26 protein-coding genes and 1 pseudogene are annotated in these 26,948 nt (G+C 63.5%); 16 read left to right on the top strand and 11 right to left on the bottom strand.

Going from position 1 to position 26,948, the window contains the following annotated elements; translation table 11 throughout:
- Positions 1–57 precede the first annotated feature (57 nt).
- Together rnhA and ACVWY1_RS21125 are read right to left on the bottom strand one after the other, a co-directional pair.
- The gene (rnhA, locus tag ACVWY1_RS21130; RefSeq protein ID WP_023629443.1) at positions 58–504 is read right to left on the bottom strand and encodes a ribonuclease HI; all 447 of its coding nucleotides are present in this window, start codon (positions 502–504) and stop codon (positions 58–60) included.
- Positions 505–517: 13 nt separating this feature from the next.
- Positions 518–1,291: a methyltransferase domain-containing protein gene (locus ACVWY1_RS21125; protein WP_038706475.1), complete on the bottom strand. Its 774-nt coding sequence runs from the start codon at positions 1,289–1,291 to the stop codon at positions 518–520.
- A gap of 84 nt (positions 1,292–1,375) precedes the next feature.
- Between ACVWY1_RS21125 and gloB the strand changes: the two genes are divergently transcribed.
- The 12 genes and pseudogenes from gloB (at position 1,376) to ACVWY1_RS21065 (ending at position 14,520) form a co-directional block, all read left to right on the top strand.
- Positions 1,376–2,155 (top strand): hydroxyacylglutathione hydrolase, encoded by a 780-nt coding sequence (gene gloB / locus ACVWY1_RS21120; protein WP_277505048.1) that lies wholly within the window; start codon positions 1,376–1,378, stop codon positions 2,153–2,155.
- Positions 2,156–2,255: 100 nt separating this feature from the next.
- Positions 2,256–3,686: a transglycosylase SLT domain-containing protein gene (locus ACVWY1_RS21115; protein WP_457378713.1), complete on the top strand. Its 1,431-nt coding sequence runs from the start codon at positions 2,256–2,258 to the stop codon at positions 3,684–3,686.
- A gap of 178 nt (positions 3,687–3,864) precedes the next feature.
- Positions 3,865–5,697 (top strand): extracellular solute-binding protein, encoded by a 1,833-nt coding sequence (locus ACVWY1_RS21110; RefSeq protein ID WP_457378712.1) that lies wholly within the window; start codon positions 3,865–3,867, stop codon positions 5,695–5,697.
- Positions 5,694–7,526, top strand: coding sequence for an extracellular solute-binding protein (locus tag ACVWY1_RS21105; RefSeq protein ID WP_277505050.1), 1,833 nt, complete (start codon positions 5,694–5,696; stop codon positions 7,524–7,526). The genes ACVWY1_RS21110 and ACVWY1_RS21105 overlap by 4 nt, the downstream gene beginning before the upstream one ends.
- Before the next feature lies 1 nt (position 7,527).
- Entirely contained in the window at positions 7,528–8,601 is a 1,074-nt protein-coding gene (locus tag ACVWY1_RS21100; RefSeq protein ID WP_046854817.1) for a microcin C ABC transporter permease YejB, read from the top strand.
- Position 8,602: 1 nt separating this feature from the next.
- Positions 8,603–9,622, top strand: a complete 1,020-nt coding sequence (locus ACVWY1_RS21095) for an ABC transporter permease (protein WP_102683696.1) — start codon at positions 8,603–8,605, stop codon at positions 9,620–9,622.
- Between the two features lies 1 nt (position 9,623).
- Entirely contained in the window at positions 9,624–11,234 is a 1,611-nt protein-coding gene (locus ACVWY1_RS21090) for an ABC transporter ATP-binding protein (RefSeq protein ID WP_457378711.1), read from the top strand.
- 159 nt (positions 11,235–11,393) lie between these two features.
- A complete protein-coding gene (locus ACVWY1_RS21085) occupies positions 11,394–11,960 on the top strand; it encodes a hypothetical protein (RefSeq protein WP_457378710.1) in 567 nt (188 codons plus the stop codon).
- A gap of 357 nt (positions 11,961–12,317) precedes the next feature.
- Positions 12,318–12,563, top strand: coding sequence for a hypothetical protein (locus ACVWY1_RS21080; protein WP_011534689.1), 246 nt, complete (start codon positions 12,318–12,320; stop codon positions 12,561–12,563).
- Between the two features lie 154 nt (positions 12,564–12,717).
- Positions 12,718–12,987, top strand: a complete 270-nt coding sequence (locus ACVWY1_RS21075) for a DUF3077 domain-containing protein (protein ID WP_430944369.1) — start codon at positions 12,718–12,720, stop codon at positions 12,985–12,987.
- Between the two features lie 95 nt (positions 12,988–13,082).
- Positions 13,083–13,523: pseudogene (locus ACVWY1_RS21070) on the top strand (GNAT family N-acetyltransferase); the annotation flags it as partial.
- Between the two features lie 412 nt (positions 13,524–13,935).
- Entirely contained in the window at positions 13,936–14,520 is a 585-nt protein-coding gene (locus tag ACVWY1_RS21065; RefSeq protein ID WP_457378709.1) for an RHS repeat-associated core domain-containing protein, read from the top strand.
- A 327-nt stretch (positions 14,521–14,847) separates the two neighbouring features.
- Here the strand turns inward: ACVWY1_RS21065 and ACVWY1_RS21060 are convergent, their stop codons facing one another.
- From ACVWY1_RS21060 to ACVWY1_RS21050, 3 genes are read right to left on the bottom strand one after another with little or no spacing between them, the layout of a single operon-like run.
- Positions 14,848–16,011, bottom strand: a complete 1,164-nt coding sequence (locus ACVWY1_RS21060) for an AAA family ATPase (RefSeq protein ID WP_457378708.1) — start codon at positions 16,009–16,011, stop codon at positions 14,848–14,850.
- Between the two features lie 49 nt (positions 16,012–16,060).
- The gene (locus ACVWY1_RS21055; RefSeq protein ID WP_277505061.1) at positions 16,061–16,501 is read right to left on the bottom strand and encodes an MAPEG family protein; all 441 of its coding nucleotides are present in this window, start codon (positions 16,499–16,501) and stop codon (positions 16,061–16,063) included.
- The gene (locus ACVWY1_RS21050; protein ID WP_277505063.1) at positions 16,498–16,812 is read right to left on the bottom strand and encodes a DUF2834 domain-containing protein; all 315 of its coding nucleotides are present in this window, start codon (positions 16,810–16,812) and stop codon (positions 16,498–16,500) included. Before ACVWY1_RS21050 ends, ACVWY1_RS21055 begins: the two co-directional genes overlap by 4 nt.
- A gap of 124 nt (positions 16,813–16,936) precedes the next feature.
- On the opposite strand from ACVWY1_RS21050, the gene ACVWY1_RS21045 reads away from it, so the two are divergent.
- Positions 16,937–17,758: a helix-turn-helix domain-containing protein gene (locus ACVWY1_RS21045; protein ID WP_277505064.1), complete on the top strand. Its 822-nt coding sequence runs from the start codon at positions 16,937–16,939 to the stop codon at positions 17,756–17,758.
- A gap of 88 nt (positions 17,759–17,846) precedes the next feature.
- Here the strand turns inward: ACVWY1_RS21045 and ACVWY1_RS21040 are convergent, their stop codons facing one another.
- Positions 17,847–19,199: a spinster family MFS transporter gene (locus ACVWY1_RS21040; protein ID WP_457378707.1), complete on the bottom strand. Its 1,353-nt coding sequence runs from the start codon at positions 19,197–19,199 to the stop codon at positions 17,847–17,849.
- A gap of 263 nt (positions 19,200–19,462) precedes the next feature.
- Here ACVWY1_RS21040 and ACVWY1_RS21035 point away from each other — a divergent pair, with 263 nt between their 5' ends.
- Positions 19,463–20,716 (top strand): arsenic transporter, encoded by a 1,254-nt coding sequence (locus ACVWY1_RS21035; protein WP_457378706.1) that lies wholly within the window; start codon positions 19,463–19,465, stop codon positions 20,714–20,716.
- Positions 20,717–20,725: 9 nt separating this feature from the next.
- Here ACVWY1_RS21035 and ACVWY1_RS21030 read toward each other — a convergent pair whose 3' ends face one another.
- The 3 genes from ACVWY1_RS21030 to ACVWY1_RS21020 all read right to left on the bottom strand — a co-directional run bounded on the left by ACVWY1_RS21030 (position 20,726) and on the right by ACVWY1_RS21020 (position 23,194).
- Complete coding sequence (locus tag ACVWY1_RS21030) at positions 20,726–21,949, bottom strand: amidohydrolase family protein (RefSeq protein ID WP_457378705.1); 1,224 nt, start codon at positions 21,947–21,949, stop codon at positions 20,726–20,728.
- Between the two features lie 86 nt (positions 21,950–22,035).
- Positions 22,036–22,506 carry a cyanase gene (gene cynS / locus ACVWY1_RS21025; protein WP_038706489.1) on the bottom strand — a complete coding sequence of 157 codons (471 nt, stop codon included), beginning with the start codon at positions 22,504–22,506 and terminating at the stop codon, positions 22,036–22,038.
- A gap of 28 nt (positions 22,507–22,534) precedes the next feature.
- Positions 22,535–23,194 carry a carbonic anhydrase gene (locus ACVWY1_RS21020; protein ID WP_110703495.1) on the bottom strand — a complete coding sequence of 220 codons (660 nt, stop codon included), beginning with the start codon at positions 23,192–23,194 and terminating at the stop codon, positions 22,535–22,537.
- 112 nt (positions 23,195–23,306) lie between these two features.
- Here ACVWY1_RS21020 and cynR point away from each other — a divergent pair, with 112 nt between their 5' ends.
- Entirely contained in the window at positions 23,307–24,224 is a 918-nt protein-coding gene (gene cynR, locus ACVWY1_RS21015) for a transcriptional regulator CynR (RefSeq protein ID WP_457378704.1), read from the top strand.
- On the opposite strand, the gene ACVWY1_RS21010 is transcribed toward cynR, so the two are convergent.
- Entirely contained in the window at positions 24,212–24,550 is a 339-nt protein-coding gene (locus ACVWY1_RS21010; protein ID WP_102683713.1) for a hypothetical protein, read from the bottom strand. The two genes, cynR and ACVWY1_RS21010, sit on opposite strands and share 13 nt — an antisense overlap.
- A 92-nt stretch (positions 24,551–24,642) precedes the next feature.
- A complete protein-coding gene (locus ACVWY1_RS21005; RefSeq protein ID WP_198755283.1) occupies positions 24,643–25,557 on the bottom strand; it encodes a LysR family transcriptional regulator in 915 nt (304 codons plus the stop codon).
- A gap of 142 nt (positions 25,558–25,699) precedes the next feature.
- Between ACVWY1_RS21005 and lysA the strand changes: the two genes are divergently transcribed.
- Positions 25,700–26,929, top strand: coding sequence for a diaminopimelate decarboxylase (gene lysA / locus ACVWY1_RS21000; protein ID WP_457378703.1), 1,230 nt, complete (start codon positions 25,700–25,702; stop codon positions 26,927–26,929).
- Positions 26,930–26,948 lie beyond the last annotated feature (19 nt).

The following is a 26,948-nucleotide window of genomic DNA, read 5'->3' as shown; positions in this document are numbered from 1 at the left end:
TGGATCGGGGTAGGAGCGGCTTCAGCCGCGATGGGCTGCACAGCAGCCCCAATCGGATCAACGCTGAGCGCGAACCTCATCAACCCCACGATTGGCCAGCTGGTCGGCGCGCTCGTTGCCCGGATGGCCGATATGCCCACGGACCCACTTCCAGGTCACCTTGTGCCGGTTGACCTGCTCATCGAGCTGCACCCACAGGTCGGCGTTCTTCACCGGCTCCTTGGCCGCGGTCTTCCAACCGCGCTTCTTCCAGTTGACCATCCACTCGTTGATGCCCTTCATGACGTACTGCGAGTCGGTGGTCAGCAGCACCTCGCACTCGCGCTTGAGCGCCTTGAGGCCCTCGATCGCCGCCATCAGCTCCATGCGGTTGTTGGTGGTCTCGCGCTCGCCGCCCCACAATTCCTTCTCGACGCCCTTGTAGACAATCAGCACACCCCAGCCGCCCGGGCCAGGGTTGCCCTTGCAGGCACCATCGGTGTAGATCTCGACGCTATCGCTCATGTACCACTCATGTTCAGTGCTTTTCGGATTCGGGATGGGTGGCGCTGCGGTTGACCTTGGCCAGCGGCAGCGGCAGCAGCTTGCCCATCGGCTCGCGGCGCTCCAGACGCAACGGCCGCAGGCCCACCACCATCTTGCGCGCCACCAGCAGGTAGACACCGCCGCCGGCAGTTTGCCAGCCCCCGGCCACGCGCTCCCAGCCAGCCAGGCGCTGTTGCCAGGCCGGCGAGGCAAGCGGCGGACGATAACACCCGAAGCGGCGTTTCTCCAGCGCGAAGCCCAGCAGGTTGAGCCAGTCGCCAACCCGCGACGGCGAGATGCAACGGGCCTTGCGCAAGGCCCCGTGGCTGAAGAAATGACGCACGCCCCAACTGCTCCAGGGGTTGATCCCGATGATCAGCAGGTGCCCCCCCGGGCGCACGGAACTGGCGGCCTCACGCAGCAGCCCGTGGGGAGACAGGCTGAAGTCCAGGCCATGCTGCAGCACCACCACATCGGCGGCGTGCTCCGACAACGGCCAGGCCTGCTCTTCGCAGACGATCTCCACCCCCGGCAGCGGCGCGCCCAGGCGCACGTTGCGCTGCACCTGCGGGGCATTGGGCGGGGGTTCTGCACAGGGGCCGTAGTGCACAAGGTAGCCACCGAAGAAGCGCCGCAGCTCTTCTTCGAGCAACTTTTCCTCTTCCTTGAGCATCAACTGCCCAAGAGGCCCATCGAACCAGTCGCGGGCCAGGCGGATCAGCTCGACCCAGTCGGGGTCGGCCTGGGCGAAGGCTTGGTCGGTCATTGCGTTCTCCCTCGAAGGTTCTCCGCTCGCGCCATCGCGGCTAAGATGCCCTCAATGTCCAGGCTTGGCGATACGGATCCGCACATGATACAGATCGATGCCCTACCCGCTTTCAACGACAACTACATCTGGTTGTTACAGGATACTGCCAATCGCCGCTGCGCAGTGGTCGACCCCGGTGACGCCGGGCCGGTGCGCGCATGGCTGGAGCAGCACCCGGACTGGGCATTGCAGGCGATCCTCGTCACCCACCACCACCATGACCACGTCGGCGGCGTCGAAGCCTTGAAACAGGCCACCGGCGCCCAGGTGTACGGCCCGGCCAGCGAAGCGATCCCGGGCCGCGATATCGCCCTGGAAGACGGCGCACGCATCGAGGTGCTGGGCCTGACCTTCGAGGTCCTGGCCATGCCCGGCCACACCCTGGGGCACATCGCCTATTACACTGCGCAATCGCCCACACCGCTACTGTTCAGTGGCGATACCCTGTTCGCCGCCGGCTGCGGCCGCTTGTTCGAAGGCACGCCCGAGCAGATGCACCATTCGCTGCAACGCCTGGCCGCCCTGCCCGCCGCGACCGAAGTGTACTGCGCCCACGAATACACCCTGAGCAACCTGCGATTCGCCCGTGCCGTGGAACCCGACAATGAACACGTTCGCCAACGGTTCGATGACGTTACCCGGTTGCGCGCCGACAATCGCATCACCTTGCCCTCCAACATTGGCCTGGAGCGCCTGACCAACCCGTTTTTGCGCACCGCTGAAACATTCGTTAAACAAAAAGCAGACGAATGGAAGGGACATTCCAACCCCAGCCAAGCCACTGTTTTTGCTGCCTTGAGGTCTTGGAAGGACGTGTTCTGATAACCCCAAGATATATCGCATCATAGGCCCGATGGTTGACCCGGCGGGGAGCGGTTTCTAGAATCGCCCAACTTTTTCGCCCGGATAACCGTCCCAGCCGATGTCTTCCCGTAGCCGCAGAACCTCTCATTCGGTCGCCCTGACGCGACTGGCCCAGATCAGTGCACTGGCGCTGGCCGCCACCCTGGTCGGCTGCCAGAGCACCCGTCAGCTCGACGAAGCCGACAGCGTTCGCGCGCACAACTACCAGGCGCGGATCAAGCACAAACCGGCGCCGCTGGTGGTCAAGCCCAAGGAGCAGGCACCGCCGCAGGACGTCTGGGAGCGCATGCGCCAGGGCTTCGCCCTGCAGGACGGCATGGACGTCAACCCGCGCATCGAACAGCAGCGCCTGTGGTTCGCCAGCAACCCGTCGTTCCTCGAGAACGCCGGCGAGCGCGGCAGCCTCTACCTGCACTACATCGTCGAGCGCCTCGAAGAACGCGACATGCCGCTGGAACTGGCCCTGCTGCCGGCCATCGAGAGCGCCTACAACCCGATGGCCTACTCCCGGGCGCATGCCGCCGGCATGTGGCAGTTCATCCCGTCCACGGGGCGCCACTTCAACCTGCGCCAGACCAACTTCTACGATGGCCGTCGCGACGTCACCGCCTCGACCAACGCCGCGCTGGATTACCTGAACCGCCTGCACGACATGTTCAACGGCGACTGGCTGCTGGCCCTGGCGGCCTACAACGCCGGTGAAGGCACCGTCAGCCGCGCCATCGAGCGCAACGAGCGCCTGGGCCTGCCGACCGACTACTGGAACCTGCCGCTGCCGCAGGAAACCCGCGACTACGTGCCCAAGCTGCTGGCCCTGTCGCAGGTGGTCAACACCCCGGCCGCCTACGGGGTCAACCTGAACCCCATTGCCAACGAGCCGTACTTCGAAGCCGTCGCCATCAACGACCGCCTCGACCTGTCCCGCGTGGCCGCCCTCGCCGACATCGACGAAGACGAACTGATCCAGCTCAACCCTGCCTTCAAGAAGCGCATGACCGTGGACGGCCCCCAACAACTGCTGGTGCCGACCGCCAAGGCGCAACTGCTCAGCGACCGCATGTCCAACCTCAAGCCCGAGGAACTGGTCAGCCTGCAACCGAACAAGGCCGTGTTCCAGGCCGCCCTGGCCGAGGCCAAGGCACCCGCGGCGCGCAGCTACCGGGTCAAGCGTGGCGACAACCTGGGCAGCATCGCCAAGGCCAACCGGGTGTCGGTCAAGCAATTGCAAAGCTGGAACCGCATCCGTGGCAACAACCTCAAGGTCGGCCAGGTCCTGGCCCTGCGTGGCGGCAGCGCGCCGAGCGCGGCAGCCAACCGCGTGGCCGACTCCAAGCAACGCTCCACCCAGTACAAGGTGCGCAAGGGCGACTCGTACTACCTGGTGGCCAAGCGTTTCAACGTCGAGATGAAGCACCTCAAGCGCTGGAACCCACGTACCGGGCATGCGCTCAAGCCAGGCCAGACCCTGACCGTCTACCTCGCGCGCTGATACCTCGATAGCGGGGCCAGCCCCCCTCCCACGCCAGTCACGATCAGCGTGGGAGCGGGCTGGCCCCACGATGCTTTGAAGGCTGAAGTAAAGCCCCGCGCCCTACCCTTTTTCCATTCCAGACAAGCTGTTACTGTACCCCGAACCAAGCCCAACGCCCTCTGGATCGGATGCCGACTTGATACGTCCCCTCCTGCTGTCACTCAGCCTGGCCTTGAGCTTCCCCGCCGTCGCGATGGTGAGCGAAAGCCACGGATACGCGCAGTTCGGCACGCTCAAGTACCCGGCCAGCTTTACCCACTTTGACTGGGTCAACCCGCAAGCCCCCAAAGGCGGCACGTTGCGGGCCATGGCCTTCGGCACCTTCGACACGCTCAACCCTTACACCTTCAAGGGCTCGAGCCCGGTCACCACGCCCAACTTCCTGCAGTACGGCATCAGCGAGCTGAACGAGCCGCTGATGGTCGGCACCGGCATGTACGACCCGTCCGGCGACGAACCCACCTCCAGCTACGGCCTGATCGCCCGCTCGGTCGAGTACAGCGAGGACCGCAGCTGGGTGGTGTTCAACCTGCGCCCCGAGGCGCGCTTCCATGATGGTGTGCCGATCACCGCGCAGGACGTGGCGTTTTCCTACCGCACGCTGCTCAAGGACGGCCACCCGATCTACCGCACCAACCTGCAGGAAGTGGCCCGGGTCGATATCCTCAACCCCCTGCGCATCCGCTTCGTGTTCAAGCGCGCCGGCAACCCGCTGCTGATCCTGCGCCTGGGCGAGATGCCAGTGCTGCCCAAGCACTACTGGGCCAAGCGCGACTTCAAGGCCACCACCTTCGAACCACCACTGGGTAGCGGCCCGTACCGCATCACCGAGGTGCAGCCGGGCCGGCGCCTGGTGTTCGAACGGGTGAAGAACTACTGGGGCAAGGACCTGGCGGTTAACCGCGGCAAGTACAACTTCAAGCGCGTCGAATACGAGTTCTACCGCGACGCCACCGTGGCCTTCGAAGCGTTCAAGGCCGGTGAATTCGACATCTACATCGAGCACCAGGCGAAGAACTGGGCCAACGGCTACAACTTCCCCGCCGTACGCCGTGGCGAGGTGATCAAGGCGCAGATTCCGCACAAGATCCCCACGCAAACCCAAGGCCTGTTCATGAACAGTCGCCGCGCCGCGTTCAGCGACCCACGGGTGCGCCAGGCGCTAGGCCTGATGCTCGACTTCGAGTGGACCAACCGCGCCCTGTTCAGCAGCGCCTACCGCCGCTCGACCAGCTATTACCCGAACAGCGACTTCACCGCCAGCGGCCTGCCCACCGGCAAGGAATGGCTGCTGCTCAAGCCATTCCGCGACCAGTTGCCGGACAAGCTGTTCACCGAGCCCTACCAGGTCAGCCACACCGACGGCAGCGGCATCAGCCGCCCCGCCCTGCGCCAGGCCCTGGCCCTGTTCGCCCAGGCCGGCTGGAAGCTCAACGGCCAGCGCCTGGTCGACAGCAAAGGCCAACCGTTCAGGCTGGAGCTGCTGCTGGTGAACCCCAACCTCGAACGCATCCTGCAACCTTATGTCGAAAATCTGGCCAGCATCGGCATCGATGCGCGCTTGCGCACCGTGGACCGCGCCCAGTACAAACAACGGCTCGACCAGTTCGATTTCGACATGATCCTGATGACCCTGAACCAGACCCTGAGCCCGGGCCTCGAGCAGTGGCTGTATTTCCACTCAAGCCAGGCCGCCACCAAGGGCAGCAAGAACTATGCTGGCGTGAAGGACCCGGTGGTCGACCACCTGCTCGACACCTTGCTCGCCGCCCGCAGCCGCGATGACCAGATTGCCGCCGCGCGCGCCCTGGACCGCGTGCTCTCATGGCAGTACTACATGATACCCAACTGGTACCTCGACAATCACCGCCTGGCCTACCGCAACCGGTTCGCCTTCGTCACCACGCCGCCCTACACCCTCGGGCTGAACAGCTGGTGGATCAAGAAGCCTTCGGAGAAAGCCAAATGACGCCGACCCTGCGCCGCCTGGCCGCCAGCCTGCTGCTGGCCTGCCTCACGCTCCCGGCCGTGGCCGCCCCGCAACACGCCCTGACCCTGTACGACGAGGCACCGAAATACCCGGCCAACTTCAAGCACTTCGAGTACGTCAACCCCGACGCACCGAAGGGCGGCACCTTTCGCCAGTCCAGCTTCGGCGGCTTCGACAGCCTCAACCCGTTCATCAACAAGGGCGTGCCCGCCGACAACGTCGGCGCCATCTACGACACCCTGATGCGCCAGAGCCTGGACGAACCCTTCACCGAGTACGGCCTGGTGGCCGGCAAGATCGAAAAGGCCCCCGACAACAGCTGGGTGCGCTTCTACCTGCGCCCCGAGGCACGCTTCCACGACGGCCACCCGATGCGCGCCGAGGACGTGGTATTCACCTTCAACGCCCTGATCAAGGACGGCGCGCCGCTGTACCGCCAGTACTACGCCGACGTCGCAGAAGTAGTCGCCCAAACCCCGCTCACGGTGCTGTTCAAGTTCAAGCACAACAACAACCGCGAGCTGCCGCTGATCCTCGGCCAGCTGCCGGTGCTGCCCAAGCACTGGTACCAAGGCCGCGACTTCGACCGCGGCAACCTGGAGATCCCGCTCGGCAGCGGCCCGTACAAGGTCGCCGAGGTGAAGGCCGGCCGCTCGATCCGCTACGAGCGGGTCAAGGACTACTGGGCCAAGGACCTGCCGATCAACCGCGGCTTCTACAATTTCGATGTGATGACCTTCGACTCCTACCGCGACAACACCGTCGCCCTCGAAGCCCTCAAGGCCGGCCAGTTCGACTACGGCCTGGAGGTGAGCGCGAAGAACTGGGCCACCGCCTACGACGTGCCCGCCGTGCGCGACGGCCGGCTGATCAAGGAAGAGCTGCCCAACGGCAACCCCGTCGGCATGCAGGGCTTCATCTTCAACCTGCGCAAGCCGATGTTCCAGGACATCCGCGTGCGCCACGCCATCAGCCTGCTGCTGGACTTCGAATGGACCAACAAGCAGCTGTTCAACGGCGCCTACACCCGCACCGGCAGCTACTTCGAGAACTCCGAAATGGCCGCCAGCGGCCTGCCCAGCCCCGCCGAGCTGAAGATCCTCGAGCCGCTGCGCGGCAAGGTGCCGGACGAGGTGTTCAACGGCGCCTTCCACAACCCGGTCACCGACGGCAGCGGCATGATCCGCGACCAGCAGCGCCAGGCCTACAAGCTGCTGCAGGAGGCCGGCTGGAAGGTCGTCGACGACAAGATGGTCGATAAAGACGGCAAGCCGATGACCATCGAGTTCCTCCTGGCCCAGACCCAGTTCGAGCGCGTGCTGCTGCCGTTCAAGCGCAACCTCGCGGACCTTGGCATCAACCTCGAGATCCGCCGCGTGGACGTGTCGCAGTACATCACCCGCCTGCGCTCGCGTGACTACGACATGATCGTCGGCGGCTTCGCACAATCCAACTCGCCCGGCAACGAGCAGCGCGAATACTGGAACAGCGCCGCCGCCGACAACCCCGGCAGCCGCAACTTCATCGGCCTGCGCGACCCTGCCATCGACCAGCTGGTGGAGCAGTTGATCAACGCCGACTCCCGGCAGAGCCTGATCGAGCACTGCCGCGCCCTGGACCGTGTACTGCAATGGGGTTACTACGTGATCCCCAACTGGCACATCAAGACCTGGCGCGTGGCCTACTGGAACCATATCGGCCACCCCGCCGTATCACCCAAGTACGACATCGGTATCGACACCTGGTGGATCAAGCCCGACGTCACGCCCGCGGTAAGCGAAGCCACCGTTCCGGATGAGGCCAACTGACATGCTGGCTTATATCCTGCGGCGCCTGCTGCTGATCATCCCCACCCTGTTCGGCATCCTCATCATCAACTTCATCATCGTCCAGGCCGCCCCCGGCGGCCCGGTGGAACAGATGATCGCCAAGCTCGAAGGCTTCGAAGGCGCCACCAGCCGCATCGCCGGCGGCGGCGCCGAAGTCTCGGTGGCCGGCTCCAACTACCGTGGCGCGCAAGGCCTGGACCCGGCCCTGATCGCCGAGATCGAGCGCATGTACGGCTTCGACAAATCCGCGCCCGAGCGGCTGTGGATCATGGTCAAGAACTACGCCCAGCTGGATTTTGGCAACAGCTTCTTCCGCGACGCCAAGGTCATCGACCTGATCGCCGAGAAGATGCCCGTGTCCATCTCGCTGGGGCTATGGAGCACACTGATCATGTACCTGGTGTCGATCCCGCTGGGGATTGCCAAGGCGGTGCGCCACGGTAGCCACTTCGACGTGTGGACCAGCTCGGCGATCATCGTCGGCTACGCCATCCCCGCGTTCCTGTTCGCCATCCTGCTGATCGTGCTGTTCGCCGGCGGCAGCTACTTCGACTGGTTCCCGTTGCGCGGGCTCACCTCCAACAACTTCGACGAGCTCAGCACCACCGGCAAGGTGCTCGACTACTTCTGGCACCTGGTGCTGCCCATCACCGCCCTGGTGATCGGCAACTTCGCCACCATGACCCTGTTGACCAAGAACAGCTTCCTCGACGAGATCAACAAGCAGTACGTGGTCACCGCCAAGGCCAAGGGCCTGAGCCGCACCCGCGTGCTCTACGGCCATGTGTTCCGCAACGCCATGCTGCTGGTGATCGCCGGCTTCCCCTCGGCGTTCATCGGCATCTTCTTCACAGGGTCCCTGCTGATCGAGGTGATCTTCAGCCTCGACGGCCTGGGCCTGATGAGTTTCGAAGCGGCGATCAACCGCGACTACCCGGTGGTGTTCGGCACCTTGTTCATCTTCACCCTGCTCGGTCTGGTGGTGAAGCTGATTGGCGACCTCACCTACACCCTGGTCGATCCGCGCATCGACTTCGCCAGCCGGGAGCACTGACATGGCCCTCTCTCCCCTCAATCGCCGGCGCTTCGAGCGCTTCAAGGCCAACCGCCGCGGCTGGTGGTCGCTGTGGATCTTCCTGGTGCTGTTCGTGCTCAGCCTGGGCGCCGAGTTCATCGCCAACGACAAGCCCATCGCCGTGCGCTACGACGGCGAATGGTACTTCCCGGCCTTCAAGCGCTACCCGGAGACCACCTTCGGCGGCGAGTTCCCGCTGGAGGCCAACTACAAGAGCCCGTACATCCGCGAGTTGCTGGCCAAGAAAGACGCCTTCGTGCTGTGGGCGCCGATCCCCTACAGCTACCAGAGCATCAACTACGACCTGAAAGTGCCCGCCCCCGCGCCGCCCTCCACCGACAACCTGCTGGGCACCGACGACCAGGGCCGCGATGTGCTGGCCCGGGTGATCTACGGCTTCCGCATCTCGGTGCTGTTCGCCCTGACGCTGACCATCGCCAGCTCGATCATCGGCGTGATCGCCGGCGCCCTGCAGGGCTTCTACGGCGGCTGGGTGGACCTGGCCGGCCAGCGCTTTTTGGAGATCTGGTCCGGCCTGCCGGTGCTGTACCTGCTGATCATCCTCGCCAGTTTCGTGCAGCCCAACTTCTGGTGGTTGCTGGGCATCATGCTGCTGTTCTCGTGGATGAGCCTGGTGGACGTGGTGCGCGCCGAGTTCCTGCGCGGGCGCAACCTGGAATACGTGCGCGCCGCCCGCGCCCTGGGCATGCGCAACGGCGCGATCATGTACCGGCATATCCTGCCCAATGCGATGATCTCGACCATGACCTTCATGCCGTTCATCCTCACCGGCGCCATCGGCACCCTCACCGCCCTGGACTTCCTCGGCTTCGGCCTGCCTGCCGGCTCCCCCTCGCTGGGCGAGCTGGTGGCCCAGGGCAAGTCCAACCTGCAAGCCCCGTGGCTGGGCATCAGCGCCTTTGCCGTGCTGGCGGTGATGCTGAGCCTGCTGGTATTCATCGGCGAATCTGCCCGCGACGCCTTCGACCCGAGGAAATGACATGAGCCAAGACACCCTGATCGAAGTCCGCGACCTGGCGGTGGAGTTCGTCACTGGCGAGCAGGTCAACCGCGTGGTCGACGGCATCAGCTTCGACATCCGCAAGGGCGAGACCCTCGCCCTGGTCGGCGAAAGCGGCTCGGGCAAGTCGGTGACCGCCCACTCGATCCTGCGCCTGCTGCCCTACCCCCTGGCGCGGCATCCTTCTGGCACCATCCATTACGAAGGCAAGGACCTGCTGCACCTGGGCGAGAAGCCCATGCAGCGCATTCGCGGCAATCGCATCGCGATGATCTTCCAGGAGCCGATGACCTCGCTGAATCCGCTGCACAGCATCGAGAAGCAGATCAACGAGATCCTCTTGCTGCACAAGGGCCTCACCGGCAAGGCCGCCACGGCGCGCACCCTGGAGCTGCTGGAGCTGGTCGGCATTCCCGAGCCGCAGAAGCGCCTGAAAGCCCTGCCCCACGAGCTGTCCGGTGGCCAGCGCCAGCGGGTGATGATCGCCATGGCCCTGGCCAACGAGCCCGAACTGCTGATTGCCGACGAGCCCACCACGGCGCTCGACGTGACCGTGCAGTTGAAGATCCTCGACCTGCTCAAGTCGTTGCAGGCGCGCCTCGGCATGGCCCTGCTGCTGATCAGCCACGACCTCAATCTGGTACGCCGCATCGCCCACCGCGTGTGCGTGATGCAGTGCGGCAAGATCGTCGAGCAGGCCGATTGCGCCACGCTGTTCAGCAAGCCGCAGCATCCGTATACGCAGATGCTGATCAACGCCGAGCCCAGTGGCGCGCCCGCAGCGAACGCCGAAGGCGCGCCGTTGCTGGAGGTGAAGGACCTGAAGGTGTGGTTCCCGATCAAGAAGGGGCTGCTGCGCCGCACCGTGGACCATGTGAAGGCCGTGGACGGGGTGAACTTCAGCCTGCCCCAAGGGCAGACGCTGGGGATCGTTGGCGAGAGTGGGTCGGGCAAGTCCACCTTGGGGCTGGCCATCTTGCGGTTGATTTCCAGCCAGGGTGGGATTCGCTTTCATGGGCAGAATCTGGAAGGGCTGAACCAGAAGGAAGTGCGGCCGCTGCGGCGGGAAATGCAGGTGGTGTTCCAGGACCCCTTCGGCAGCCTGAGCCCGCGCATGTGCGTGGCGGATATCGTTGGCGAGGGGTTACGGATTCACAAGATCGGCACGCCGGCCGAGCAGGAAGCGGCGATTATTGCGGCGTTGGAGGAAGTGGGGTTGGATCCGCGGACGCGGCATCGGTATCCCCATGAGTTTTCCGGCGGGCAGCGGCAGCGGATTGCGATTGCGCGGGCGCTGGTGTTGAAGCCAGCGCTGATTCTGCTGGATGAGCCGACCTCGGCGCTGGATCGGACGGTGCAGCGGCAGGTGGTTGAGCTGCTGCGGAATTTGCAGGTTAAGTACAACCTGACTTATCTGTTTATCAGCCATGACCTGGCGGTGGTGAAGGCGTTGAGTCATCAGTTGATGGTGATCAAGCATGGGCAGGTGGTGGAACAGGGGGATGCGGGGGTTATATTTCATGAGCCGCAGCATGGGTATACGAGGCAGTTGTTGGAGGCGGCGTTCTTGGAGGGGAATATCACTGGCTAGCATTTATCGACTAGAAAGCAGAAAAACTTCAAAAAATCCGTACAACAAACCATCTACGGGAGAGTTGATGCCCTTTATGTGGAGCGTTCAAAACCTGTAACAGCAATGCCTTGCTCACCTCATTAAGTAGTTCACGGTTCAAACAAGGAGTCATTCAGCATGCGATACAGCAGCAATGAAGAGATGGAGCGATTTGTCGCATTCAACAAGGAGCTGGAAAAACTCGCAGAAAGCGAGCCATTAAAAGAAGTCACTCGAAACTCCCCACAACCACTACAGGTAATCAGCCACCATCTGATTTTTGAGTACCTAATCGAGAGCTGGATAAACTTCAAGATCAACAATGGGAAACCCGTTTTCTCCGGAATAAGCAAAATAGGATTTCACAATAAACTCTATATCGCCAAAAACATTGGCTTACCCATCGAGATATTCCAAGCGCTTGACCTAATAAACAAGGAGCGTAATGAGTTCGCACACCAAATCTTCAAGAGAACTCTAAAGTCAAATAAAATCCAAGAAATCTCAAAGCTCTCTGACAACATCAAACCAACAGAACAAACCGTCAACCAGCTTGGCACCTATATTGACGGAAAGATAAAATATGCAAGCGAAATCAAATGTGAGAACACACTATTGAACCTTGCTTTAACCGCAACCCATGACAAAGTCAGGAATTTTGTGTTCACTGACATCTACCATGACACTTCTCACCCTGCGCCTTGACCGCCGTCACATAAGCGATCTACAGACCAACAGCCTCTGAAACTCACCATCGTGAGTAAAATCCGACTTAACCGCTTTCCTGTAGTCCATTTCCCAAATATCCTGCTACCGCCTTTTTTCCGTTGCGGTCGCCCTGGTGGGACTCTAGTCTCGGCCTATCGTTGCACATCAACGATACAGCTTTGACAGGCTGTGACGGCAAATTGCATGCAGCTCAACCTTTATGGCAGCTGTACGTGCGGGCACGCTTGCGTGCGCCGGAACTTTGCAATTTCCGCCGGTCTGTCAACCCACGTACAGCTGCCACCCTACTGTTTGACAGCAGGCAGGTGGCGGCACCACCAAAGGGAAATTGTTATGTTAAAGATCGTCCCCGATCCACCCCACAACCACCACTCCCTCGAAGACACCATCATCCAGGCCACGGAGTACGCCCTGTGCGCGCAGACCGTGGCGCATCAGGCTGTTCTGCTGCATCCCAAGTCGCCCGTGTCGATTCTAGTCATGGCCGCGATGCATGAAATGGAGGCGCTGCGGGTGCTGCTCGAATCGGCGTTGATTCAGGTGCAGATGCCGCAGGTGGAGCCTCGGACACTGCACTAGGCCGTTAGCCAGGGGTTGCCTGGGCTGGCCTCATCGCCGGCAAGCCGGCTCCCACAGGGGATCGGCGTGGCCGCGCGGCAGATGCTGTGTAGCTGATAGCGGATCTAACTGCGAGAGCTCGCCCAGGCACCGATCATTTCAGGGAGAGTGAGCCATGAGCACAGACGACACCACGCCCCACACCACCGTGGGCAAGACCCGGTTCTACCAGGGTGAAAAGCATACCGACCCGCTGTTCTGCATCGAACCCGGCATCCCTTGCCAGCACGCACGGGAACAGGCTTCGGAGTTGATGGGCTGCGTGTGCGACCTGACCATCACCGGGATCATGGAGGAGAAGCCTCAGCTGATCTGGGCATCGTATTACCTAAGCGCGCTGGCCAAGGCGCTGATGGATGATGCGGAGCTGGGGATGAAGCACTGAGGTCACAGGTGCATAGGGCCGCTTTGCGGCCCTTTCATGATACAAGGCCGCTCGACACGGATTAGGCTTTGGGGACATCAGTTCGGAATACATCCATGGAATGTCATATCCGCCGCGCTCAACGCGATGACGCACAAGCCATCAGCCGCATCGTGATCGCGGCACTGCGCGAATCCAACTCGCGGGATTACCCGACAGAGGTGATCGCCCAGGTAGAACAAAGTTTTTCACCTACGGCGGTCAGTGCCTTGCTCGATAGCCGGTTGATGTTCGTGGCGGTCAAGCAGAACGATCTGCTGGGGACGGCAAGTCTCGATGGTGATGTCGTCAGAACAGTGTTTGTCGCGCCGATCCATCATGGGGCAGGTATTGGCAGGCAACTGATAAGAGCTATCCACACAGCGGCGATCAAGGCCGGCGTCACAGCATTGCGCGTTCCTTCGTCCATCACGGCCCAAGGCTTCTACACGCGGCTGGGGTATCGGAAACTTCGTGATGAATTCCATGGTGCAGAACACACCATTGTCATGGAAAAGTCCACGCTGACCATTTCGGAAGCGGCACACGCGCTCAACGTTTCTCGCGAGTATCTGGCGAAGCAGCTCGATGAGCGGGCAATCCCTCATACCTGCACCGAAGGTGAGCAGTGTATCGCGTTCCCCGACCTGATTGCCTACAAGGTCAGGCACGACAAGATCAGCCGTGCCGCGATGGACGAACGGGCCTACTCCAGGGAGCTGACGCTGCATTTGCACCCTGAAAGAGGCCGGGACGATTGAGATCACGTGTACAAACAACAGCCTGACGCACTTTTCGAGCCGTGGCTAATATGAGCGGCGACTTCGCCTCCATCCCTCTGCTGACACCCTGTTATTTTTGCCAGTTTCCTCCAGCGCTTGGAAATATTAGCTTTAGGGTCTGAACGCAAAGCCCAGCCTGGAGCCGATGATGAGAACAACCTACCTGTCAATGTGTGACCATCAGCAATCGATCCTGAGGGGTGATGTTTCTCCGCGAAGTTATGCACCCTACGGAACCTCTCTCTCCATTAGCGGGCCGCGACTGGCGTATTGTGGGCAACATCACGAACCGCAGACAGGCGGCTACGTTTTGGGTAACGGGCATCGCCACTACAGCCCTGGCCTGCTGCGGTTCACCACCCCCGATACCTTGAGCCCGTTCGAAACGGGTGGTATCAACCCTTATGCCTATTGCAATGGCGACCCCATCAACTTCGTCGATCGGAGTGGTCAGGAAAGGAAACCTACTGTGCGAATTAGCTATACAGGCGGCAATGGCGTTTTCCACCCAAATGAAAGCTTCGTGGACAATGGCGCGAGCAAGCAGAGCAGAGAACAGGCACGTACGGCTCAGAAGGGTGTGGCCAGCCGCCTGTATGTCGCCACCGAGGTGGGAATGAGTGCCAAAAACATCAGCTACGCCAGAAAGATGCAAAAAAGTGGCGATGCTACACGTCAGGAAATTGGCGCCGGTTACTTTGCCGGGCTCATCAATGCATTGAGTGCCACATAGGAAACTACCAAGGTCTTGAGTGGGACCGATTTGTATGACGTCAGCGGTGCCGTCAAACCTCTTGATTTCCCTAGCATACCGCTTGTGGTATTCGACCTAACACTCAAGACTCTATCGTTCGGATCAAGCTTTTATGCAGCTCGCAAGCGGGTCGAGTACAACAATAGAACGCAAGCAACAACCTCGCCGGACTTAGAGATGGGAGCAAACCTTCCGCTGGCGAGTCATGGTACTCGAGCAGACTCGAACTGACGCACCCTCTTGAACGGGTCAGAAACTCACCCGTTTCTTCATGCCGAGACACGAAGCTCGCCCAGCCAGTTGGCGTCAGCCCTTGCCCAGCAAGGCCTGACGCTCCCGCCAGATCTCCTGCACGAACGGATCCGTCACCCCATACAACCCATGCCCGCGACGGATGATCAGATTGGCCGCCAGCAGGTCGTTGGCCACGGGCTGCACTTCCTCCACCCGCACTTCACGCCCAACGACCTTCGAGTACTGCGCCGCCGCCTCGGCGGAGAACACCCCGCGGGTCTCGCCGTCCACCGAGGCAATGCGGGCGAAGATGGCCTGGGCCAGCACGCCCAGCTCCTCGACCTTCATCAGCTCCAGGTCCGCCGCCGCCGAACGCAGTGTGGCGGCGATCACCGGCAGCACCACATCCGCTCCAGAAGCCAGGCTGGGCGAATGAATCAACTGGCGCAGGGCGCGGATGAACTCTTCGGGGCGGCTGCCCAGCGTCTGGAACGCCTCGGTCGCCACCGCCAGCGAAGGCAGGTTGTCGAGGCCATCGGCTGCGAGCCGTTCAAGCCAGAACGCCACATAGTCCTCGCCCAGTACCGGATAGGCCACATTGGTGGCGCCGGCGAAGGCCTGGTTGCGCCGGGCGGTCAGCTCGTTGACCATCGCCCGGTGCGAGCCGGTGCCGATGAACAGGAAATGCCCAGCAGGGGCTGGCCGTGGGTTGATCGCGTCTCGCGCGGCCTTCAGCGCCAGCATCATCTGCTGCCCGTCTTCGGTGGTGATGGCGTGCTGCACTTCGTCGACGATCAGCACCACATTGGCCTTGGCCTGGTCGACCACCTCGCCCAGGGCCTGGGCCAAGGTCACGCCGCCCGCCTCGCCCAGGGTGTCGAGGTTGAAGCCGAACTTGAACCCGGCCAGCTCCACCTCGGCGCCGCGCAGGGCCCTGAGCCGCTGCATGAACGACGAGGCCGGCGTCTGCAGCTCGCGCAGGGCCTTGCGCACGGCGGCGAGCACCAGTTGCACCGGGCTGGTCTGGGTGTCGCTCCATAGGTCGACGTAGATCACCAGCGCCCCCTTGGCTTCCAGCGCCGGGATCAGGTCGTTCCTGAGGAAGGTGGTCTTGCCGGTGCGCCGCAGGCCAGACAGGAACAACCCGGAACGCAAGCCGATATCCAGCGCGGACGGCTCGAGCAGTTGCCGGGCCATGTCGGCCGCCAGTTCAGGTCGCAGGAAGATGTCAGCCATGGGTTTATCCGCAATTATTCCATGGCAATAATTATTGGCCTGGAATAATTCAATGTAAAGCCACGGCTGAGTACATCCGTATGACGAGCACCGTGGCCAAGCCGATCAGGCACAGCACGCCCACGCCATAGCTCAGCGTCCGCCAGGGCTGGAGCCGCGCCAGGTAGGTCACCGTATGCAGCACCCGCGCCACGGTGAACACGCCACTCAGCCACGCGGTACTGGCTGCAGGCGCCTCGAGCGCAACCGCAAGCCCGGCCAAGGCTATGAACATCGGAATATTCTCCAGGTCATTGCGCCAGGCCTGCGCGGCACGCGTGACCTGCGGCAGTTCCGCGGGACAAGCCGAGCGTCTGAACACCGCCGCATCCTCGCTGTTGGTGAAGGCCAGGTAACGCAGGCGGAAGTAACCCTGGTAGCAGGAAATCGCCAGCATCTTGATGAACAACACCACCACGCAGCAGGCATAGATCGACAGGGCGACACTCATTGCCCGTGCCTCGACATGCCACCCTTGACCGCGATGTACAGCAGCGGCCCCATGCAGACGAACACCAGCGTCAGCAGCAGATAGGGCATGACGCCAAGCAACGAACCGCCGCGCTTGCGCTGGTCGCTGACCATCCAGACGCAGCCCAGCCCGGCCATCACGTACAGGTCGATAACCACCTGCGCGGTGTCCGGCCGGGACATCATCTCCAGGCCAAAGGCAATCAGTGATTGCTCCGCAATCATCATGGTCCAGCCGGTGTACAGGGCAAACAGCAGCAACAGCGGCAGCGCGATCCATTCAGCTCTCATGGTCGAATTCCATACCTGTCGATCTGGCGGGCGAAGTTGGCCTCACGCTAGTGATACAGTCGCCTGCGCCGCAATGACCTCACAGGTCATGGACGCTTCAGCCAAGGACAGCCAGAGTCGCAGCATGAGCCCTCTTCCCTTCCACACCCCGCACCCGCCCACTGCCACCGACGCGGGCGCTCATCTGCGCCGCCTGCGGCGCCAGGCCGGGCTCAGCCAGCTCGACCTGGCGTTGCTCGCCGGTGTTTCGCAACGCCACCTGAGCTGCGTGGAAACCGGCCGTGCCAAGGCCAGCCCCGGCACCTTGCATGCCCTACTCAGCGCGCTGCAGGTGCCGCTCGATCAGTGCAACGAAGTGTTCCTCGCGGCGGGCTATGCACCGCGCTACATGGCCTCTGCAGCGGGCGCCCCGGCCATGAAGATGGTGCACGACGCCGTGGAGCACATCCTGCAAGCCAACAACCCCGCCCCGGCCATCGTCATCGCCAGCAACTGGGACATCACGGCGGCCAATGCCAGTGCCGGGCTGTTGTTCGCAATGGCGGGGGTAGCGACCAGCAGCACCTCGGGCCTCAACCTGCTGGACACCCTGCTGCGCCCGGGCGGGCTGGGGGATCGTCTGGTCAATGCAGACGAGATACGGGCGATCGCCTGGCAGCGGGCGGCCAGGGAGTCGGTGAGCAACCCTGACCTGGCGAGGCTGCTGCAAGGCTTGCCCATGCCACCCGCGTTGGCGGCGGATACGCCTATTTCTCCAGTGGTGTTGACCCGGGTGCGCACTGCCGAGGGTGAAATGCGCTTTCTGTCGACCTTCACCACCTTCGGCATGCCGCAGGACATCACGGTGGCGTCGCTGCGTATCGAGCACCTGGTGCCCGCCGACAGCGAAACATGGCAAGCCATGACGGCGGCGTATCAACGAGTGATCCGCAACGCCGAAATTTGAGTGACAATCGCGGCGTCAGGACTCGATGAACCTCAATGCCAACCTTCTCGACAAGCAAGTGCTGGCGACCAGGCCGATACGCATGGAATCAAGCCTGTGCCGCCTGCCCCGCCATCGCCCCGCCCTCCAGAACCATGCCCTCGCGCATCCGCTGCGCATCCCGGCTGAAACACCTCGAAGCCGCCAGCAGGAACACCATCGTCAACATCAGCGCCACGGGGATCAAGTACATCGCATCATGCAGCCCCTGTGCCTTGAACGCCTCGCTCATCAGGCCCTCACCCGCCGCCGTCATGGCCGCCACGGCGAAGTGGTCGGACAGCCCGCCGACCACCACCGGCCCTAGCCCGCCGCCCAGCAGGTACAGCCCGGCGAAGAACAGGGCCATGGCCGTGGCCCGCAAGCGCGGTTGCACCACGTCCTGGATGGCGGTGTACACGCAGGTGTAGAAGTTGTACGAGAACAGCCAGCCAATACCAAAGACCGCCACGAACACCCCCAGCTCGATGCGCCCGGCATGCAGCGCCCAGGCGGTGCACAGGCTGGCTACCAGCATGCTCAACGCGGCAAACACCAGGCGGCCATTGGCGAAGCGCTGGTGCACCTTGTCGGCCACCCAGCCGCCGAGGGTCAGGCCCACCAGGCCGCTGAGGCCAACGATCAGCCCGGTGGCCACTGCGGCGTCGTGCAGCGTTAGCGCAAAGTAACGCTGCAGCATCGGCACCATGAACGAGTTGCAGGCATAGGTGGCGAAGTTGAAGGTCAGCCCCGCCAACACCAGCCAGGCGAAGGTGGGCACGCTGAGCACCCGGCGCAGCGGGCGGTCGAGCGGGGTCTGGGCGATAGCCACAGTCTCCGCCGCACCGCGCGCGGGTTCGCGGATCATGAAGATGAACAGCGCCAACAGCACGCCAGGCACGGCGGCAATGAAGAACGGCGCCCGCCAGCTGCCGAAGGCCTCGACCATCGCGCCGATGCTGAAAAACGCCAGCAACAGGCCCAACGGCAGGCCAAGCATGAAGATGCCCATCGCCCTTGCCCGCCGCCCGGCGGGGAACAGGTCGCCGATCAGCGAGTTGGCGGCGGGCGCGTAGCTGGCCTCGCCGATGCCCACGCCCATGCGCACCAGCAGGAAGCTCCAGAAGCTGCCGACCATGCCGTTGACCGCCGTCAGCCCGCTCCAGGCCAGCAGGCCCCAGCCCATGAGCTTGCTGCGTGAACCGGTGTCGGCGATACGTGCCAGGGGCAGGCCGGCGATGGCGTAGACCAGGGTGAAGGCGGTGCCGATGATGCCGATCTGGAAGTCGCTCAGGTGCCACTCCAGGCGGATCGGCTCGATGACGATGGCGGGGATGGTGCGGTCGAAGAAGTTGAACAGGTTGGCCAGGAACAGCAGGAACAGGATGCGCCAGGCGTTGGACGCTTGGGGGGCAGTGGGCATAGTCGGGTCCCTCGTTATTGTTGTTCGGGGCGTCCAGCACGCCTTGTGCAATCTAGTGAGGGATCCAGTAAGCGTCTGCCAACATTGATCGCGTTTATAGCGGTTGATGAGTTTTATCAGGGAGGCCACCCGGTGCTCTCAGGCCTGCACGAACTTCATCACAGCCGGGGTTCTGGAGTGCTAACGTAGGCGGCCATGTCGCCGACCTCGGCGTGCAGCGTCGTGGCCACCCTCGATACCCCATTCTGAAATTGGTAGTTCCCATGCCCGTTGCTGATTCAGCACTGATCATCTGGTCGGTCGCGGCCCTGGCCACCGCCCTGGTCATCGTTCGCCCCGGTCGCGTGCCGGAATACGTCTGGGCGCTGGGCGCCGCGGTGCTGCTGACGACCTGCGGGCTGATCCCTTGGCGCATGGCATTGTCGGCCGTGGCCAAAGGTGGCGATGTCTACATGTTCCTGGTCGGCATGATGGTGCTGGCCGAACTGGCGCGCCAGGAGGGATTGTTCGACTGGCTGGCCAGGTACGCGGTGCAGCACGCCAAGGGTTCCGGCCAGCGCCTGTTCGACCTGGTGTTCCTGGTCGGTACCCTGGTCACGGTGTTCCTGTCCAACGACGCCACCGCCGTGGTGCTGACGCCGGCCGTATACGCGGCATGCAAGGCGGCCAAGGCCGAGCCGCTGCCCTACCTGTTCATCTGCGCCTTCATCGCCAATGCCGCCAGCTTCGTGCTGCCCATCTCCAACCCGGCCAACCTGGTGGTCTTCGGCAGCCAGATGCCGCCGCTGCTGGAGTGGCTGCGCCAGTTCAGCCTGCCGTCGCTGGCGGCCATCGCCGCGACCTACCTGATGCTGCGCCTGACCATGCGCAAGCGCATCCGCCAGCCGCTGGCCGTGGCCATCGAGCTGCGCCCCTTGTCGGCCGGCGCCCGGCTTTGCGCGCTGGGCCTGATGTTCACCGGCGCCCTGCTGTTGACGGTATCGGCACTGGACGTGCCGCTGGGGCTGCCGACCTTTTGCGCAGGCATGGCCACGGTCGGGCTGATCCACCTGCGCCAGCGGCGCAGCCCGGCGCCGTTGCTGCGCCATGTGGCCTGGGGCGTGCTGCCGCTGGTCGCGGGCCTGTTCGTGCTGGTGGAGGCGGTGGCCCATACCGGCGTGATTGATCGGCTCGCGCATATGCTGGCGACCCTGGCGCAGCAGTCGCCGGGCACGGCGAGCTGGGCTGCGGGCGTGATCTCCGCGGTGGCCGGCAACCTGATGAACAACCTGCCCACCGGCCTGATCGCCGGCTCCATCGGCCAGCTGGTCGAGCTGCCCCGGCAGACCACCGCCGCCTTGCTTATCGGCGTCGACCTGGGCCCGAACCTGTCAATCACCGGCTCCCTGGCCACGCTGCTGTGGCTGGTGGCGATCCGACGCGAGGGCGAGCATGTCGGCGCGCTGAGCTTCCTGCGCCTGGGCGTGCTGGTAATGCCCCCGGCACTGGTGGCGGCACTGTTGCTGCTGGCGGTCTGAGCCCGGCCTTCAGAACACCACCGAACGCCGCTGCTCGGCCGTCGCCACCACCCTGCCGCGCTTGAGCACCATCAGCCGCGCAGGCAGGTCGAGGATCACATCGCTGACACGGTGGGTGTCCATCAGCACCAGGTCCGCGTCGTTGCCCACCGCCAGGCCATGGTGCTGCAACCCCAGGGCCTTGGCAGGGTTGCTGGTGAGCATCGGCAGCACCGTGGCCTGGTCGTCCGCCCCGCCCAGGTGGCAGGCGGGGATGGCCAGTTGCGCGATGTGCAGCAGGTCGCCGGTGCCGTAGGGGGTGAAGGCATTGCGGATGTTGTTGGTGGCCAGGCACACGTTCACCCCGCCATCGCGCAACGCCCGCACCGGCGTCAAGGTGCGGCGCACATTGTGGCTGTCGCCGCGGGCGCCCAGGTGCAGGTCGGTGGCAGGCAGGCACATCACGCTGATGCCGGCTTCGCGCAGCAGCGCGATGATGCGCGCCTGGCGCGCTGGCTCCACGGCCGCCAGGCTGGTCAGGTGGCCGACGCTGACGCGCCCTTGGTAGCCCGCGGCGAGGGTCCGGCGGGCGACGTACTCGATGGTCATGTGCTCGGCGTCGTCGGCGAAGTCCTGGTGCAGGTCGATGTCCTTGCCGTAGCGCTGGGCCAGGTCGAAGACGAAATCGATGTGCTCCAGGGGCGATACGTCGTTGTAGGGAATGCCGCCGACCACATCGGCGCCCCTCTCCATGGCCTCGACCATCATCTCTTTCATGCCGGGCAGTTTCAGGATGCCTTCCTGGGGAAACGCCACCACCTGGATATCGATAACATCACGCAAGGTTTCGCGCAGCTCCAGGACCACGTCCAGGCCGGTAAAACCCTGGGCCGGATCGAACTCGGCGTGGGCGCGCACATGGGTGGTGCCGGCCTGCACCAGGGCGCGCAACACCTGCACAGAACGCTCGCGAATATCGTCGCGGGTCAGGGTGGGCTTGAGCGCGGCGGTGACGGCGATCGCTTCCTTCAAGGTGCCGGAGCGGTTGGCCTTGCGCTGCATGACATTGGCTTTTTCCAGGTGCAGGTGGGCTTCGACGAAGCCGGGGACCAGGACATTGCCGTTGCCCTGGATTTCCTGGTTTGCCGTTGCCGTGATCGTCTGGGCGATATCAGTGATCTTGCCATTGCGCACGGCCACATCCATCAAGGGTTTTGCATCGTCGATGCGGACATTTCTGAAGATCAGGTCCATGCCGTCACTCCTGATAGGGGATCATTAGCGAGCGTGGAAATGGCCCGGCCGTCTTGCTGCGGTCGGGCCACTCCCCTAAGGGCGAATCAGAACGGTTTGGTCGGCAGGTACTTGCCATCCAGGGTGATCACCGCGCGGGAACCACCTTCCGGGTCGTCAACCTTCTTCACGTCGAGCTTGAAGTTGATGGCGCTGATGATGCCGTCGCCGAACTTCTCGTGGACCAGTGCCTTGAGGGTGGTGCCGTACACCTGCAGCATCTCGTAGAAGCGGTAGATGGTCGGGTCGGTCGGCACGCCGCCTTGGATGCTGCCGCGCAGTGGCACGGTCTGCAGCAGGGCAATGCCATCGGCGTCCAGGCCGAGCTTGTCACCCACCACCTGGGCAGCGCTGGCCGGCAGCGGGTGCTGGCCCAGCAGCGCGGCAGTGACGAAGGCTTCGGACAGCCCGGTGCCGTCGGTGATCTGGGCGAACGACAGGTCCTTGCGGGCCTTGGCCAGGAGGATGACTTCGCTCAGGGCAAGGCGGGCGTTCTGGCTGATTTGCGACTGGATCATGGTGTATCTCCTTGGGTTTGAAAGAGGTTCAGGCAACGTGCCTGGAGGGGTGGGAAACGGCGTTGACGTCAGGGTTCTGCGCCAGGGTCACGAACTGGCCGGTGCGCCCATCGAAGGCATCGATGCGGCCGCTTTCGATGTCGTAGATCCAGCCATGCAGGCGCACGCGGCCCTCTTCCAGGGCCAGGCGCACCGAGGGGTGGGTCTGGATGTTGGCCAGCTGGGCGATCACGTTCTCGCGCACCATGGCCTCGACCTTGGCTTGCGGGCTGTGATGCTGGCGCGCCTCGTTGACCACCCGGGCGGAGTCGGCATAGCGCAGCCATCCGGCCACGGCGGGCATGTGGTCCAGGCACTTGCAGGTGGCGATGGCGGTCATGGCGCCGCAGTCGGAGTGGCCGCAGATGACGATGTCGGCCACTTGCAGCGCGGCGACGGCGTACTCGACCGAGGCCGATACGCCGCCAGGCTCAGGGCCGTAGGACGGCACGATGTTGCCGGCGTTGCGGATGACGAACAGGTCACCCGGCTCGCGCTGGGTGACCAGCTCGGGCACCAGGCGGCTGTCGGAGCAGGAGATGAACAGCGCCCGTGGGCTTTGCTGGGTGGCCAGGTCCTTGAACAGCTTGACCCGCTCGGGGAAGGCGTCGCGCTGGAACTTCAGAAAACCGTCGATGATGTCTTTCATGGCTGCTTGCCTCAATGTCGCGGTGTGTTGAGGCAAAGGTTACGCAGCGCATTACATAAGATAAAAGTCTCATTTATGATGAAGCTCATCAGATTATCTTATGGAAACAGTCATGCTTGCCCGGCACCTCCAGTACTTTCTCGCAGTGGCGCAACACCACAGTTTCACCCGCGCCGCAGCGGCGCTGCATGTCTCCCAGCCGGCGCTGTCACAACAGGTCAGGCAACTGGAGGAAAGCCTTGGCGCGCAGTTGTTCGACCGTTCCGGGCGCAGCACGCGGCTGACCGATGCCGGGGATGTCTACCTGCGCTATGCCAAGCGGGCGGAACAGGAACTGCTGGAGGCCAGGCGCGCCATCCATGACGTGGGCGACCTGAGCCGAGGATCGCTGCGGGTGGCGGTAACGCCGACCTTCACCAGCTACCTGATCGGCCCGCTGGTCGAGGCCTTCCATGCGCGTTACCCCAACATCACCCTGAACCTGCGCGAAATCGCCCAAGAGCGCATGGAGGAGCTGTTGCAGGCCGATGAGCTGGATGTCGGCATCGCCTTCGATGAGGTCCACAGCCAGGACATCGACAGCCGCCCGCTGCTGGTGGAAACCCTGGCGCTGGTGGTCGGTCGCGCACATCCGCTGGCCACTGCCCGCAGCATTGGCCCGCAGGCGCTCAACGACGAGTCGCTGATATTGCTCAGCGCCGAGTTCGCCACGCGCGAGCAGATCGAGCGCTATTTCCGCCAGCACGGTATACGCCCACGGGTGCGGATGGAGGCCAACGCGATTGGCGCGGTGATCGAAGTGATACGCCGCACGACACTGTCGACCTTGCTGCCCGCCAAGCTCGCCCTGGCCCATGATGACCTGACCGCCATTGCCCTGGACCCTCTGCGCCTGCAGCGCACCGCAGTCTTGATGCAGCGCAGGGGCGCCTATCAGAGCGCGGCAGCGCGGGCTTTCATCGAAGTGGCAACGTCAGTGGCGGCACGCCTGGAAATCGGCGACAGCGCAGCCGGTATTCAGCTCAGCTGAGCGATCAACACCGCATTGGTGTAGATCAGGCTGCCATCGCTGGCCCGATGCCCGACCAGGTGGAACTGGCCACGCTCGTCGTCGCTCAGGTAGACGCGCAGGCGGCAGTCCGACAACGGGCCGTAGCCCTCGGGCAACACCAGGTTCAGGCTGTCCATGTCGACATCCACCATCGCCTCGGGCTCGTGGCTCTGTTGCAGGCGCTCCTCGGCCTGCTCCAACTTGCGGTGGTTCACACCCTGGATGTCGAAGTGGATATCGCCCACCGGGGTGGACCTGCGATCACCCTCAGCTTTGAACCAGCCTTCGATCGTCAGCGTACTCATGGCGATTCCTCATGCTGTGGAGCATTTTCGATCACTGCTGATGGGGTTGACCTTGGCGTGGCTGAGAACGTTCCAATCGGTCGCCCGACCGCTCAGGCGCCTTGCGCCAAGGCCGCCTCCATTGCCCTGGCCTGCACCCGCAGCGCCTGGCAGAACGGCTCCAGCACCACTGACGCCGGCCGCAGCTCTGGCCGGATCAGCATCACCTGGTACGGCACCGACAGGCTCAGGCGGCGGATCGCCAGCCCAGCCTGCCCCGCTTCCAGCCCGCTCAGCGGGTTGATGATCGCCACCCCCAGCCCCTGGCGGACCATGGCGCACACCGAGGCGGCGCTGGTGGTCTCGATGATCGTGCGCCGGTTCACGCCGGCCTCGCGGAAATGCCGGTCGAGTTGCTGGCGGTAGCTGTCCAGACTGGCAAGGTTGATGAAATCGACCTCATGGAAGTCCTGCAACTGGAGTACCGGCTTGGCCAGCAAGGGGTGCTGCGCGGGCAACACACAGACCATGTCGGCGTTGAACAACAGCTCGCCGACCGCACCCCGCGGCACTTGCGCGGTTTCGGTCAGGCCGAGGTCGTGCTGCTGGGCGACCAGCGACTCCTCCAACAACGGCGACTCCTGGGCGGTGATGCTCAGGCTGACCCCAGGATGATGCTGGTGAAACGCCTTGCAGGCCTTCGGCAGCAGGGTTTGCGAGAACAACGGCAGGCAGGTGACGGCCAGCCGGCCCTGCTCGAAATTGCGGATGGCCTGGGCGAAGCGGTCGATGCGCTCGAGGCCGACGAAGGCACGCTCGACTTCCTCGATCAGCAGCAAGGCCTGGGCACTGGGCACCAGGCGCCCGCCTTCGCGCTCGAACAAACTCAGGCCGGTGACCTGCTCCATGCGCGCCAGCTCGCGGCTGACCGTGGGCTGTGAGGTGAACAGCAGGCGCGCGGCGCCAGTGACACTGCCGGCGGCCATGATGGCGCGGAAAACTTCGATATGACGAATGGAAAGTCGCATGGCTGCAACAAGACCTGTGCGTAACCAGAAACCTGGAGGGGTTGCTACATATCAGATATGAATTACCTTCAGAACAATAGCTATTTTTCTGAATCACTAAAACTGCCTCACCATCGGCGTATCCAAAACAAGGAACGCCACCATGACCACCACCCTCCTGGCCGATGCCGTCCGCCAGCACGGCTCGCCGCTGTGGGCCTACGACGCCCAGACCATCCATCAACGCATCGACCAGCTCAAGCAGCACTTCGACACCGTGCGCTTCGCGCAGAAGGCCAACCCCAACCTGCACGTGCTGCGTCTGATCCGCGAACGCGGCCTGGTGCTCGACGCGGTCTCCCTGGGAGAAATGGAACGCGCCTTCGCCGCTGGCGCATCGGTGGGCGGCGAGCCGGCCGGCGTGGTGCTGACCTGCGACGTGCTGGACCAACCAACCCTGGCGCGGGTCGTGGAGACTGGCATCGAGGTCAACGCCGGCTCCATCGACATGCTCCGCCAGCTCGGCGAGCGCTCCCCCGGCCACCGGGTGTGGCTGCGCATCAACCCCGGCTTCGGTCATGGCCACAGCCGCAAGACCAACACCGGCGGCGAGAACAGCAAGCACGGCATCTGGCATGAGCAATTGCCCGAGGCCCTGGCCTGCGTGAAGCAGCACGGCCTGCACCTGGTGGGCGTGCACATGCACATCGGCTCGGGGGTGGACTACGCACATCTGGAACAGGTGGCCGGAGCCATGGTCGGGCTGATCGGCCGCCTGGGCATGGATATCGAGGCCTTCTCCATCGGTGGCGGGCTGTCCACCCCCTACCGCGACGGCGACCAACCGGTGGACCTCCAGCGCTACGCCCACACCTGGGCGGTGGCCCGCTCGGAAATCGAGGCGATGCTCGGCCACTCCGTACGCATGGAGATCGAGCCGGGGCGCTTCCTGGTGGCCGAGTCCGGCTACCTGGTGGCCGAGGTGCGCGCGGTCAAGCAGATGGGCGAGCGCCACTACATCCTGGTCGACGCCGGTTTCAACGACCTGATGCGCCCGGCGATGTACGGTGCTTATCACCGCATGAGCCTGTTCGATGCCGTGGGGCGCCCAGTCAATCGCCCCCTGCAACCGACCGTGGTGGCCGGGCCGCTGTGCGAGTCCGGTGATGTGTTCACCCAGAACGACGAGGAGTTGACGCCCCAGGACCTGCCCCAGGCCAAGGTGGGCGATCTGCTGGTGATTCACGACGCCGGGGCCTATGGCGCATCGATGTCGTCGAACTACAACAGCCGACCGTTGCTGCCGGAGTTTCTGCTCGAGCAAGGCAGGCTGCGGATGATCCGTCGACGGCAGAGCGTGCAGGAACTGCTGGCCCTGGAGTTATCCGTGTAACGCGATGGGTTTGTGGGAG

It is taken from the genome of Pseudomonas sp. TE6288 (assembly GCF_054062095.1).
The sequence above is the reverse complement of the archived record's forward strand: the minus strand, read 5'-3'. Positions and strand labels throughout refer to the sequence as shown.

What these genes read in the sequence shown, in the direction of transcription:
- rnhA (WP_023629443.1), bottom strand. Translation starts at nt 504, where the DNA reads ATGAGCGATAGCGTCGAGATCTACACCGATGGTGCCTGCAAGGGCAAC.
- ACVWY1_RS21125 (WP_038706475.1), bottom strand. Translation starts at nt 1,291, where the DNA reads ATGACCGACCAAGCCTTCGCCCAGGCCGACCCCGACTGGGTCGAGCTG.
- gloB (WP_277505048.1), top strand. Translation starts at nt 1,376, where the DNA reads ATGATACAGATCGATGCCCTACCCGCTTTCAACGACAACTACATCTGG.
- ACVWY1_RS21115 (WP_457378713.1), top strand. Translation starts at nt 2,256, where the DNA reads ATGTCTTCCCGTAGCCGCAGAACCTCTCATTCGGTCGCCCTGACGCGA.
- ACVWY1_RS21105 (WP_277505050.1), top strand. Translation starts at nt 5,694, where the DNA reads ATGACGCCGACCCTGCGCCGCCTGGCCGCCAGCCTGCTGCTGGCCTGC.
- ACVWY1_RS21100 (WP_046854817.1), top strand. Translation starts at nt 7,528, where the DNA reads ATGCTGGCTTATATCCTGCGGCGCCTGCTGCTGATCATCCCCACCCTG.
- ACVWY1_RS21095 (WP_102683696.1), top strand. Translation starts at nt 8,603, where the DNA reads ATGGCCCTCTCTCCCCTCAATCGCCGGCGCTTCGAGCGCTTCAAGGCC.
- ACVWY1_RS21090 (WP_457378711.1), top strand. Translation starts at nt 9,624, where the DNA reads ATGAGCCAAGACACCCTGATCGAAGTCCGCGACCTGGCGGTGGAGTTC.
- ACVWY1_RS21085 (WP_457378710.1), top strand. Translation starts at nt 11,394, where the DNA reads ATGCGATACAGCAGCAATGAAGAGATGGAGCGATTTGTCGCATTCAAC.
- ACVWY1_RS21080 (WP_011534689.1), top strand. Translation starts at nt 12,318, where the DNA reads ATGTTAAAGATCGTCCCCGATCCACCCCACAACCACCACTCCCTCGAA.
- ACVWY1_RS21075 (WP_430944369.1), top strand. Translation starts at nt 12,718, where the DNA reads ATGAGCACAGACGACACCACGCCCCACACCACCGTGGGCAAGACCCGG.
- ACVWY1_RS21065 (WP_457378709.1), top strand. Translation starts at nt 13,936, where the DNA reads ATGAGAACAACCTACCTGTCAATGTGTGACCATCAGCAATCGATCCTG.
- ACVWY1_RS21060 (WP_457378708.1), bottom strand. Translation starts at nt 16,011, where the DNA reads ATGGCTGACATCTTCCTGCGACCTGAACTGGCGGCCGACATGGCCCGG.
- ACVWY1_RS21055 (WP_277505061.1), bottom strand. Translation starts at nt 16,501, where the DNA reads ATGAGTGTCGCCCTGTCGATCTATGCCTGCTGCGTGGTGGTGTTGTTC.
- ACVWY1_RS21050 (WP_277505063.1), bottom strand. Translation starts at nt 16,812, where the DNA reads ATGAGAGCTGAATGGATCGCGCTGCCGCTGTTGCTGCTGTTTGCCCTG.
- ACVWY1_RS21045 (WP_277505064.1), top strand. Translation starts at nt 16,937, where the DNA reads ATGAGCCCTCTTCCCTTCCACACCCCGCACCCGCCCACTGCCACCGAC.
- ACVWY1_RS21040 (WP_457378707.1), bottom strand. Translation starts at nt 19,199, where the DNA reads ATGCCCACTGCCCCCCAAGCGTCCAACGCCTGGCGCATCCTGTTCCTG.
- ACVWY1_RS21035 (WP_457378706.1), top strand. Translation starts at nt 19,463, where the DNA reads ATGCCCGTTGCTGATTCAGCACTGATCATCTGGTCGGTCGCGGCCCTG.
- ACVWY1_RS21030 (WP_457378705.1), bottom strand. Translation starts at nt 21,949, where the DNA reads ATGGACCTGATCTTCAGAAATGTCCGCATCGACGATGCAAAACCCTTG.
- cynS (WP_038706489.1), bottom strand. Translation starts at nt 22,506, where the DNA reads ATGATCCAGTCGCAAATCAGCCAGAACGCCCGCCTTGCCCTGAGCGAA.
- ACVWY1_RS21020 (WP_110703495.1), bottom strand. Translation starts at nt 23,194, where the DNA reads ATGAAAGACATCATCGACGGTTTTCTGAAGTTCCAGCGCGACGCCTTC.
- cynR (WP_457378704.1), top strand. Translation starts at nt 23,307, where the DNA reads ATGCTTGCCCGGCACCTCCAGTACTTTCTCGCAGTGGCGCAACACCAC.
- ACVWY1_RS21010 (WP_102683713.1), bottom strand. Translation starts at nt 24,550, where the DNA reads ATGAGTACGCTGACGATCGAAGGCTGGTTCAAAGCTGAGGGTGATCGC.
- ACVWY1_RS21005 (WP_198755283.1), bottom strand. Translation starts at nt 25,557, where the DNA reads ATGCGACTTTCCATTCGTCATATCGAAGTTTTCCGCGCCATCATGGCC.
- lysA (WP_457378703.1), top strand. Translation starts at nt 25,700, where the DNA reads ATGACCACCACCCTCCTGGCCGATGCCGTCCGCCAGCACGGCTCGCCG.